The following is an 11669-nucleotide window of genomic DNA, read 5'->3' as shown; positions in this document are numbered from 1 at the left end:
ATATAAAGTATTTGCAGAGGGATACATTGATTTTGGCTATTAACACTTTAAGTAATGAGTAAGTCTATGGCTTGGCCTTGCATTTGGTTAATTGATGATGAGCATTCCAGAATTCAAGAATTCATAACAATACTTAAGTTTATGGAGTTTGATGTTTGCGTTTCTTCGCCGGGAGATTTTTCAGAAATCCTGGATCAGAAAGTTAATGATTGTGCCGCAGTTTTTATTGGCAATGGTATCGAAAAGCAGGCCTTGGTGATCAGATCCCTCATCGATAAGGATGAGAAAAAAATCATCATTCTGCTTAAAAAAACAGGAGAGCCGGTCAATTTGTCCTCAAGTGTGGACACGATGGTGAATCAGACACTGGATTGGCCGTTGGGTTATCCGGATCTTAAGCGGGTGCTCGACCGGTTGCCGCTGTCTCAGGAACAACAGGCCGCTAAAAGGCATCAGTTGGATCGTCGCGTCTATGATAGAAGATTAACAAACAAACCGCGCCTTAGAGGCAATAGTTCCGGAATCATTCAAGTCTCCAAGTTGATCAGTCAGGTCGCTGATTCTGATGCCACCGTTTTAATTCTGGGTGAATCCGGTACCGGCAAGGAAGTGGTAGCTAGAACCCTGCATGATTCATCGGCTAGAGCAAATCGCCCTTTTGTACCTGTTAATTGCGGAGCCATTCCAGGAGAATTACTGGAAAGTGAATTGTTTGGTCATGAGAAAGGCGCGTTTACCGGTGCATTAAGCTCACGCCAAGGCCGATTTGAATTAGCCGAGGGCGGAAGCTTGTTTCTCGATGAAATTGGCGATATGCCCATGCCTATGCAGGTCAAGCTTTTACGTGTCTTGCAAGAGAGATCATTTGAAAGGGTCGGCAGCAACCGGACCATTCAATGCGACGTCAGAATTATTGCGGCCACTCATCGAAAACTGGAGGGAGAAATTGCATCAAACCGTTTTCGTGAAGATTTATTTTACCGGCTTAATGTCTTCCCCATTGAGGTGCCTGCATTAAGAGAGCGTAAAGAAGATATCCCTATTTTGGTAAAAGATTTAATTCTCCGACTGGAAAATGACGGTAGGGGATCCGTTCGTCTCACTGATGCTGCATTGGCAGTATTAATGCAACATGACTGGCCGGGGAACGTAAGAGAACTCGCCAATCTGATAGAGCGAATGGCGATCATTTTTCCAAAGGGTTTGGTTGATGCTTCGGATCTACCCGAAAAATTTCAGCAATATGAAGTACCTGAAAATTTCAGATTTTCATTGCTGGAAGTTGATCCGGTTTCAGAAACGGCCAAATCCGGAATTTCCGTCTTATCGAGCTTAGGATCTCGGAGCTTGCCGGAAGAGGGAATCGACCTGAAAGAATACCTCAACGATATGGAAACCGATTTGATAAGACAGGCGCTTGCCGAATCTAACGGTGTTGTCGCCCATGCCGCCAAGTTGTTGAAAATGCAGAGAACGACATTGGTTGAAAAATTACGAAAGTATGATTTACAGCGGTAATGCGGAGTCATAATCAGACCTTTTTACTCGAATCAGAGTAATACCCTGATTCGCCATTTCTTTTTTGAGTCTTCTGCATAACAAACTTAAGTTTTCCAGTTTTTATGGGGATGTCCAGGCTTGTTAGGGAACTGTGTTTGCATTACCAGTTGCCGGAACCCAGAAGCCATGGCTGGCAAAGGCTGAAACACATCCTTGTGTCCTGGATCCCGGCAATCCCTGCCGGGATGACGCTTCTGCCCAACGTTCAACGCATAACACTAACAGTGCTTTATTAATTGGGTTTGTCACCGCTTACGCAGATTCTATAGATAATTCATGCAACCCAAGCATATTGAAAGTCTGTTTTTGAAATTATTGGAAAACTTCAGTAACAAATTCTTGACGCTTATCACCCCCGTACATTCACTTAATAGATTGTCTTTTATAGCCTAAAGAGCACTTGGTATTAAATTCGCATGTACTTCGGTCGTCATTTAACGGACGATTGAATATGCAAACTTCATCACATAAAACCGAACAGCTGGCTGATGCCTTCAGAATCTTTAATGAGCTTTCAGAGAATCTGGCTGATTCCTATCAAAGCCTGGAAAAACAGGTCGAAAAACTGCGGACAGAACTGGTTCAGGCCAGAAGTGACCGTCTGAAAACGCTGATTGAAAACGAAAAAATTGCAGATCGACTGCAGCAGATTCTCGCGGCGCTTCCGGCCGGAATCATCGTGCTGGATTCAATCGGGCGTATTGTTGATTTCAATGCGGTGGCATTGAGTTTTTTGGGAGAGCCCTTGCTGGGCAGGATATGGAACGAAATCCTGAATCAACGGCTTTCAGCGTTATTCGACAATCCTCACGAGCTCCAGTTACCAGACGGTAAACGCGTCAATCTGAGTCAGAGCCACTTAAAAAACAACTCCGGCCAACTTATTTTGCTGTCCGATGTCACCGAAATGCGGGGTTTACAAGACACTGTGAATCAACAAAAGCATTTGTCGGCCATGGGGGAAATGGTAGCGCGTATGGCTCATCAATTACGCACGCCTTTATCGACAGCTGTTCTGTATGCATCCCACCTGACTAAACCCGCTTTGGATGAAAGCAAACGGCAACGTTTTTCCAATACCTTGGTGGAAAGATTGCATTATTTGGACCGCCAAATCAGCGATATGCTGATGTATGCGAAAGAAGGCCGTCTCACGATGGAGACGTTCAAGTTAAGCGATTTTCTGGCGCAAATTGAAGAGACACTACGAGAAAAAGTTATCTCCTCTGGCATAAGTTTCACGCTGACTCATCAGGTCGACGTGGAGACCATCAAAGGCAATGAAGATGCACTTCGCGGTGCCGTCGTTAATTTATTGAATAATGCGATAGAGGTCTGCGGTTCAGAAGGCACTATTAGCCTGGATGTTTCAATGAAGGATGCTGATTTTATTTGTTTCACCGTAACGGACGATGGCGCGGGAATGACCGAGGAGCATCGAAAAAGAGTTTTCGAGCCATTTTATACGACAAAAATTAGCGGTACCGGATTGGGTCTGGCTGTTGTTGAAACGGTAGCTAAAGCTCATGGCGGTTCGGTGAGTTGTCACTCAGTACCGGGCGAAGGGTCTTGCTTCGCGTTCTCTATACCGGTCTATGCCGAGCGCTGGTCAATATTGCCCAGCGGATTTTTTGAAGCCGAAGTTCTGTCAGGAGAATGTGTATGAATTCGTATGATGTTTTAATCGTAGAGGATGACAAAGCGTTATGCGAAGCTTTGTGCGACACGCTGGAAATCGAAGGTTATACCGTTTTGGCGGCCGGCAATGGGACGGATGCGATGCTCAAACTTGCTGAAAACCGGTTTCATTTAGTGGTCAGTGACGTGCAGATGCCAGTGATGGACGGCTTTCAATTATTACAAAACATGCAAGTCAAGCATAAAGGCACCCCGTTGGTCCTGATGACGGCATACGGCACGATTCCAAAAGCGGTGGCTGCGATTCAGGCGGGCGCGGTGGATTATCTGATCAAGCCGTTTGATGCTATGAGTCTGGTCGATAAAGTCAAAGAATTTGTTGCTGCCAATCCGGCTGCTGCCAATGACCAGATTGTGCAGGATCAGGGAATGGCCAAGCTGTATGAATTAATCACCCGGGTTTCCAAATCGGATGTAACGGTTTTGCTGCAAGGCGAGAGCGGCGTAGGCAAGGAAGTGATTGCGCGTTATATTCATGATCATTCGCTTTATAATCAAGGGCCTTTTGTCGCCATAAACTGTGCGGCCATCCCCGAATCCATGCTGGAAGCCATGCTCTTCGGTTATGAAAAAGGGGCGTTTACCGGCGCTTTGCAGTCGATGCCGGGGAAATTCGAACAAGCACAAAACGGCACCTTGTTGCTGGATGAGATTGCCGAGATGGATATCGGCCTGCAGGCCAAATTATTGCGCGTGCTCCAGGAAAAAGAAGTCGAAAGGATAGGCAGTCAAAAGAAAATACCGCTAACTGTCAGATTTTTGGCGGCGACTAATCAAACACTGAAACAAAAAGTCGAACAAGGCGGGTTTCGCGAAGATTTATATTATCGTCTCAGTGTTTTTCCAATCAAAATTCCTGCGTTGAGAGAGCGTCCCGGCGATATTTTGCCGCTGGCAATAGAATTATTGCGCCGTCATGGCGGCCAATCAGGCAGCTTGCCGGATTTTGATGCCGCAGCCGCTGCCAAATTACAAGCGTATTCCTGGCCGGGAAATGTGCGGGAACTGGAAAATGTAGTGCAACGGGCATTGATATTAAAATCGGGCGAATCGATTACGGTTGACGATTTGATGTTCGAGGAGGGCAATGCATTTAACCCGAACAGCCCTGTCAATGAGCCGCTTCGGGCCTTATCCTTTGATGAAGTGGAGTTGCGTTCTTCAGGCGGATTGGATGATGAAGTCAGGTCCACTGAAGAAAAAGTGATACTCAATACCTTACAGAACGAGCAAGGCAGCCGCAAAAACACCGCTGAAAAACTGGGAATCAGTCCAAGAACCCTGCGATATAAACTGGCGAGGATGAAAGAATCCGGTGTTGTTATTCCTTGTTGAGACTGGCTTGGTAATTGCTTTGATCTATAGTGTCAAAAACAAGTGAGGTCTCCCATGAGCGATATGAATATCACACAAGTACTGTCCCAGATGCGCTCCATGTCAATCGAGGCCGGCAACAAGCCAAGCGAAATTCAGAAAGCAGGTCAACCTGATTTTGCTTCGCTACTGAAACAGTCAATTAACTCGGTCAATGATGCGCAAGCCACCTCCAATCAAATGGCAACTGCATTTGAAACAGGTGAGTCCGATGCCAGTTTGGCAGAAGTGATGATTTCAATGCAAAAGGCCAGCGTCTCTTTTCAAGCCATGGTCCAGGTCAGAAACAAACTGGTCGATGCTTACAAAGATGTTATGAATATGCCAATGTAAACAGCGATTAAAAGACCATGAGCGAAGATAACGGAAACAATACAGTGAATGCACCCAGCCTGGGAACTGGCGAAGTTAATGCAAATTCACAGGCTAACCCGCTCATCAAGGGGTTTGCCGGTTTAAGCATGCCCCGTCAAATTGGTTTGATTTTGGGTTTTGCGTTCAGTATCGCTATTTCGATCGCCGTTGTTCTTTGGTCACAAGAGACTTCTTACAGTCTTTTATTTGCTGATATTGCCGAAAAAGACGCTTCCGAAATTATTGAAGTACTGGATAAGGAAGGCATCAAATTTAAGGTCGAAAACGGTTCCGGCGCAATTATGGTGCCTACTGCCGATATCCGTGAGCTAAAACTCAAGCTGGCTGCTTTGGGTTTGCCCAGAAGCACCAGTCTGGGTTATGAATTGCTGGATCAGGAGCAAAGCTTCGGGACCAGCAAAAACGTTGAGCAGATCCGCTTTCAAAGGGCTTTGGAAGGCGAAATTGCCCGAACCATCATGGCCATCCAGAACGTCAAGTCAGCCCGTGTTATTCTGGCGTTGCCCAAACAGTCTGTATTTGTCAGAAAACAAAAGAAGCCCAGCGCGTCGGTCATGGTTAATCTGTATCAGGGCCGTGCCCTGGATAAAGGGCAAATAGAATCCATTATTCATTTGGTAGCGTCCAGCGTGCCCATGATGGAGCCCGGCCAGATTACCGTTGTGGATCAGAAGGGCCGGTTATTGAACTCCCTGGCATCGGATTCCGATAATTCTCTCAATTCAAAACAATTTGAATACAAGAAGGAAATTGAAGATCACTTGATGGAGCGGATACAGAATATTTTGACGCCCTTGGTCGGCACCAATGGCTTCAGGACCCAGATTTCAGCGGATGTGGATTTCACCGTTACCGAAAAGACGCAGGAGATGTTTAACCCTGATTTACCCGCGCTACGTAGCGAACAAACGCGTGAAGATGAGAATTCCACCAATTCGGTTCAAGGTGTGCCCGGCGCTTTATCCAATCAACCACCGCCTTCCGGTGTGGCTCCTGAAATAGCAACGCAGGCTTCCGACGCGGCTCCCGGTGCTGAAAAACCCAGTTCATCCAGCAAAACTGCGACACGAAATTTTGAACTGGATAAAACCATCACGCATACCCGCCTGGCAACGGCTCAATTAAAACGATTGTCGGTTGCCGTGGTCGTCGATGACCGTTACATAAGCGGTGAAGACGGAAAACCGGTTTCACAACCTTATTCGCAAGAAGAAATTAATCGTTTCAATGACCTGATCAAGCAGGCGGTAGGTTTTGACACCAGCCGCGGAGATCAGGTCACCGTTTCCAATGTCGCTTTTAGAGCGCCTGACGAAATCGAGGACTTACCGGCTGTCAACCTGTGGGATGAGCCTTGGTTTATTGATTTGATGAAGCAATTAGCCGCTGTTGCAGTGATCTTGTTCTTGGTCTTTGCCGTACTTAGACCGACAATGAGAGGCCTGGTGGCTAGAACCGAAGAGGAACAAAAGGCCGCTACATTGGCAATGGCAAGAGCTGAAGCTGATGCGATAGGCGGTTCGGTGGCCTTTGATGATAACGGTGTTCCTTATGCGGTTCCTGCCGGTGAAGAAAACAGTCAGCATCAACGTGCGTTAACAGACGAAACCGAAGATTTGCTGCTGCTTGAAGCGCCGCAAAGCTATGAAAAACGCCTGGAATATATCAAGAAACTGGTTGACGAAGATCCTATGCTGGTAGCGCAAATAATTAAGGTATGGATTAAACAAGATGGCTGAGACTAACTCATTAAACTATGCTCAACGGGCATCCCTGTTATTACTTGCAGTTGGAGAGGACAGGGCGGCTGCGGTGTTGAAGCATATGGGGCCCAAAGAAGTTCAGATTATCGGAGCGACTATGGCGGGCCTGAGTGAAATCACACCGGAAATGGTTGATGGTGTTCTTGAAGAATTTATTACTACCGTCAAACGTCAGACCGGTTTGGGCTTGAATTCGGATGAATACATCCGGAATATGTTGACCGGAGCACTCGGTGCCGATAAGGCCGGCAACATTATTGACAGGATCTTGCTGGGTGCCAACAGCAAGGGTATCGAGCAGTTGAAATGGATGGATACCCGTTCAATTGCCGATTTGATTCGTCTGGAACATCCCCAGATTGTCGCCATTATTTTGACTTTACTGGAAAGCGATCTGGCTGCAGACGTATTGAGGCTTCTGCCTGAAAACACACGTGCCGATATCTTGATGAGAATAGCCACGATGGAAGGCATTCAACCTGCCGCACTTAGAGAACTGGATGAAATCATGGAAAAACAATTGACAGGCAACGATGGTATGAAACTTTCTGCCATTGGCGGTATCGATGCAGTGGCTAATATCCTTAACTTTTTGGATGGCGGAATCAGCGAACGAGTTATGGAGGATATCGGCCAAAGCAGTGCTGATCTTGCTCAACAAATCCAGGACAAAATGTTTGTTTTTGCTGATCTGGTGGAGGTTGATGACAGAGGTATCCAGACATTACTGCGAGAAGTATCGACTGATCAGCTATTGCTGGCCTTACGTGGCGTCGATGACAAGCTTAAAAACAAAATATTCGGCAATATGTCCAAACGTGCTGCCGAAATGCTCCGTGATGATCTTGAAGCCGCTCCGCCCAGTAAACTGAGCGATGTCGAATTGGCCCAAAAAGAAATTCTTGCAATTGCCAGAAAATTGGCCGACTCAGGCGAGATTATGTTAGGCGGCGGCAGTGATGAGCTTGTCTAACGGCGGTCGTTTTACTGAGGAAGAGCTAGAATTACTCAGCCTGTGGGCCTTACCCAATGTCTCGGAAGACGACAGCGAAAACCAGCAGACAGAACCGGAAAGCAACCGTTCGCCATTAATGACGGTCAGCGAAATTGAGCAAATGCAGGAAAAAGCCCAAGAAGAGGCTTTTGCCAAAGGCCACGAAGAGGGCTTTGCACAAGGCCATCAAGAAGGACAAGCAAAAGGATATGAGGAAGGGCTAAAGAAAGGCTATGAAGAAAATTTTCAGCTTTTGAGCCATCAGGCCGCCGAATTATCCAAAGTGATGGAAATGCTCAGCGAACCTTTGAAAAATCTGGATGAGGCCGTAGAAAACGAACTGGTCAAACTGGCGATAACCCTGGCTACTCAGATCATTCGTCGGGAAATCAAGATGGATCCTGGGCAAATTGTTGCTGCAGTCAGAGAGGCGGTAGGTATTTTGCCGGTTGCCTCTCAGAAAATAACACTGACCCTGCACCCCGCAGATGCGGAATTGGTGCGTACCGTATTGGTGCTGGATGAAATTTCTCCGCCCTGGGTTTTAATTGAAGATCCACTGATTACCCGGGGCGGTTGTAAGGTTGATACGGAAATGTCGCGGGTCGATGCGACCATAGAAACCCGGGTTTCAGCGGTTATCGCCAAAGTGCTTGGGGGCGGTCGAAGTGGAGATGAAGAGCTATGAGCTTGATTGAAAACCGTTCTGAAATTTGGTTGGATCGCTTAAAACCTTATCGCGAAAGGCTACATGATCACCCCCAGCTGATAGTAGAAGGAAAGCTTTCCCGTATGGTGGGCTTGACACTGGAAGCGGTAGGATGCCGAGCGCCAATTGGTTCGCGTTGTATGGTCGAGACAAAAAGCGGACGCATGATACCTTCTGAGGTTGTGGGTTTTGCAGGTGAGAAAATATTCCTCATGCCGATAGGCGATCCTCATGGCCTCGAACCCGACTGCCGTGTAATTCCTTTGGGTGTTGAGTCACTGGCTAAAGTGGGATTCGACTTGCTGGGCCGGGTTCTGGATGGTTCAGGCAATCCCCTGGATAATAAAGGGCCATTAATCACCGAGGCGCGCGTCTCATTAACGGGGATCCCGATCAATCCTCTCAGCAGAAAGCCGATTAGAGAACCTTTGGATGTCGGCATCCGGGCTATCAATGCGCTGTTATGCGTAGGCAGGGGTCAAAGGATGGGGTTGTTCGCAGGAACGGGGGTCGGAAAAAGCGTGCTGCTGGGCATGATGACAAAATTTACGACGGCCGATGTTGTTGTCGTGGGGTTGATTGGCGAGCGGGGTCGCGAGGTTAATGAATTCGTTCAGAAAATTTTGGGTGAAGATGGTTTGAAACGCGCCGTTGTTGTCGCAACGCCGGCCGATTACCCCCCCTTGATGCGGACCAATGGCGCGCTTCTGGCGACCAGCATTGCCGAGTATTTTCGTGATCAGGGGCTTGATGTCCTGCTGTTGATGGATTCATTGACCCGATATGCGCAGGCGCATCGTGAAATAGCGCTGGCTATCGATGAACCCCCTGCAACTAAGGGTTATCCTCCTTCGGTGTTTGCCAAGCTCCCGCGTTTAGTGGAGCGGGCCGGTAACGGTGATGAGGGCGGCGGCTCCATTACCGCTTTTTATACCGTGCTCACTGAGGGCGATGATCATAATGACCCGGTGGCTGATTCGGCGCGGGGTGTATTGGATGGTCATATTGTTCTGACCCGGGCTCTGGCCGATGCCGGGCATTTCCCCGCCATTGATATTGAAGCGTCGGTCAGCCGGGTGCTCACCGACATAGTCGACGACGACCATTTAAAAATGGTGCGGGAATTACGCAGCTTGTACTCGACTTACCAGCAAAACAGAGATTTGGTCAATGTGGGCGCTTATAAGCCCGGCTCAAATCCAAAAATAGACAGAGCGATACAAAAAATGCCGGCTATTTTGGACTTTCTTCAACAGGGAATTAATGAACCTGTCGATGTGAACGCCAGTATTCAGCAATTGGCTCAGTTACTGGCTGATCATTAAAAAGGTAGATGACCGTGAAAAAATCGGATCGCTTAAAATTGATCGTTGATCTGAATGCTGATCAGGAAAAAAAAGCCCTGGAAGCCTTCGGCCAAATTCAACAAAAACAAATTCAATTGCAGGAACAAATAGACGGCCTTAAAAATTACAGGTTGGAAACCCTGGCGAAATTTGATCTTAATTGTGCAACTGGGGCCAGGATAGGCCAAATGCTGGAGTTTAGAAGTTTTATTGAAAAGCTGGACAAGGCGATTCAGGGTCAGGAGCAAGCACTCACGCAGCTGGAGGTCGAGGTTTCCAGAGCAAGGCATAACTGGCTTAATCTACATAACCGGACTGAAAACCTTGAGAAAATCAGTGATAAAGCGTTAAAAATGGAATTAAAGGAAGAGGATAAGCGCGAGCAGACTGAGCAGGATGATAGATCGTCAAGCGGGCGACGTGGTGGCATAAGAAATGCATAGATTTAAGATAGAAATGCTGAAAAATCTCCGGGTTTTCAGCTGATATCAAAAAAAGGCGGTCTCTTGCCTGTTCGTCATTAACAATGTCTAGGGATTGATGGGCTGCACTGCTGAGGGTGTTGATTGAATCAATACGGCGTCAGCGGGCGTATCAGGAGTAAAAAAATGAAAATTCAGAATACACCACTCACCAGTCAGGTGTCGGGCGATCTGGGGATTACGACGTTGGAGCAATCGCTTGCCGATTCAGGATTAAGCGGCAGCGCCTTTGCAGATTCTCTGATGGCTGAACTGAGCAAGTTGACGCAAGCAATTAACACTTCCACTCTGACACCGGAAGATTTGGCTGCCGGTCAGGCAATGCAAGAATTTGCCGGTTTGTCGGGAAATCAATTGCCGCTTGTTTCGCTTACCGACGCGCCGGAAAGCGAAATCAATCTGGAAGAAACCCTTTCAGCGCTGAAAGAAGTCCTTGAACATATTCAGGCTGCAACGGCCATGATAGAAAAGTCCGAAGTTCTGATCGATACGCCTGATCTGGATCTAGTCCTCCATGAAACAGATGATCAGCCTTATAATCTCGCCGGACCTTTGCTGGAAGTCACACCTCAAACCAATCCGGTTCTGAACAGCCCTGAATTAAACGCGATGCGTCAGATAATCGATGCTCAGGTCAAAACAGAAACGGAAGCGCCCGTGCTGACTGGAAATTTGAAGCTTTCTTCGGCTGATGAAGCCGTTGCTGAAGATAAGGCGGCATTGGACGCACAGAAAGAATTGAGCGCTGATGTCAGTGATAAAAAAATGAGTGACACTGATGGCTTCGGAAATGAAAAAACATTACCCAGATCGCCCATCGATACCGCCCATTTGCACAGGCAATTTTCGATTGATAATAAAACCGCACCACTTCTAAAGACAGACGTGCCCGCCATGTCTAAAAACTTTGCTGACCCTGAATGGTCCAGTGAGTTGGGCGATCGTATCGTCTGGATGAATAACCGTTCCTTATCGGCGGCTGAACTCAATCTTAATCCACAGCATTTAGGTCCTGTGCGTATTCGTATCGATATGAATCAGGATCAGGCGACTATCACTTTTTCGGCGCAACATGCCTCAGTCAGAGAAGCGCTCGAAGCGGCCATCCCTCGATTAAGAGAAATGATGAGCGGTCAACAGCTTAACCTGGCCGATGTAACGGTATCCCCGCAATCACCTGCTGACCAGGGACGCTCCGGTTTCGGTCAGATGATGCAAGGTGGCGACAAAGAGCCTTCCAATCCTTATAACGAAACAGACAGCCGGGGAGAAACAGCGGAAGGCGGACTGGATTTACCCGAGGCCTTAAATCAAGGTAGAGCGTCGGTTAGCCAGGGATTGCTGAGTATTTTTGCCTGAATCGAGTTC

10 protein-coding genes are annotated in these 11669 nt (G+C 47.5%); all 10 read left to right on the top strand.

The window, feature by feature from the left end; translation table 11 throughout:
- Positions 1-66 precede the first annotated feature (66 nt).
- The 10 genes from GO003_RS22050 to GO003_RS22005 all read left to right on the top strand — a co-directional run bounded on the left by GO003_RS22050 (position 67) and on the right by GO003_RS22005 (position 11660).
- Positions 67-1518, top strand: a complete 1452-nt coding sequence (locus tag GO003_RS22050; protein ID WP_159659052.1) for a sigma-54 dependent transcriptional regulator — start codon at positions 67-69, stop codon at positions 1516-1518.
- Positions 1519-2011: 493 nt separating this feature from the next.
- A complete protein-coding gene (locus tag GO003_RS22045) occupies positions 2012-3226 on the top strand; it encodes a sensor histidine kinase (protein ID WP_159659053.1) in 1215 nt (404 codons plus the stop codon).
- Positions 3223-4593: a sigma-54-dependent transcriptional regulator gene (locus GO003_RS22040; protein WP_159659054.1), complete on the top strand. Its 1371-nt coding sequence runs from the start codon at positions 3223-3225 to the stop codon at positions 4591-4593. Before GO003_RS22045 ends, GO003_RS22040 begins: the two co-directional genes overlap by 4 nt.
- 54 nt (positions 4594-4647) lie before the next feature.
- On the top strand, positions 4648-4965 hold the full coding sequence (fliE, locus tag GO003_RS22035; RefSeq protein WP_159659055.1) for a flagellar hook-basal body complex protein FliE: 318 nt from the start codon (positions 4648-4650) through the stop codon (positions 4963-4965).
- A 17-nt stretch (positions 4966-4982) separates the two neighbouring features.
- Positions 4983-6746, top strand: coding sequence for a flagellar basal-body MS-ring/collar protein FliF (gene fliF, locus GO003_RS22030; RefSeq protein WP_159659056.1), 1764 nt, complete (start codon positions 4983-4985; stop codon positions 6744-6746).
- The gene (fliG, locus tag GO003_RS22025) at positions 6739-7743 is read left to right on the top strand and encodes a flagellar motor switch protein FliG (RefSeq protein WP_159659057.1); all 1005 of its coding nucleotides are present in this window, start codon (positions 6739-6741) and stop codon (positions 7741-7743) included. Before fliF ends, fliG begins: the two co-directional genes overlap by 8 nt.
- Positions 7730-8452 (top strand): flagellar assembly protein FliH, encoded by a 723-nt coding sequence (gene fliH / locus GO003_RS22020; protein WP_159659058.1) that lies wholly within the window; start codon positions 7730-7732, stop codon positions 8450-8452. The genes fliG and fliH overlap by 14 nt, the downstream gene beginning before the upstream one ends.
- A complete protein-coding gene (fliI, locus tag GO003_RS22015; protein WP_159659059.1) occupies positions 8449-9798 on the top strand; it encodes a flagellar protein export ATPase FliI in 1350 nt (449 codons plus the stop codon). Before fliH ends, fliI begins: the two co-directional genes overlap by 4 nt.
- Positions 9799-9812: 14 nt before the next feature.
- A complete protein-coding gene (fliJ, locus tag GO003_RS22010) occupies positions 9813-10262 on the top strand; it encodes a flagellar export protein FliJ (protein ID WP_159659060.1) in 450 nt (149 codons plus the stop codon).
- A gap of 165 nt (positions 10263-10427) precedes the next feature.
- Positions 10428-11660 (top strand): flagellar hook-length control protein FliK, encoded by a 1233-nt coding sequence (locus GO003_RS22005; RefSeq protein ID WP_159659061.1) that lies wholly within the window; start codon positions 10428-10430, stop codon positions 11658-11660.
- The last annotated feature ends 9 nt before the right edge of the window (positions 11661-11669 follow it).

The organism is Methylicorpusculum oleiharenae, assembly GCF_009828925.2.
GTDB classification, from domain to species: Bacteria; Pseudomonadota; Gammaproteobacteria; order Methylococcales; family Methylomonadaceae; genus Methylicorpusculum; species Methylicorpusculum oleiharenae.
The sequence above is the reverse complement of the archived record's forward strand: the minus strand, read 5'-3'. Positions and strand labels throughout refer to the sequence as shown.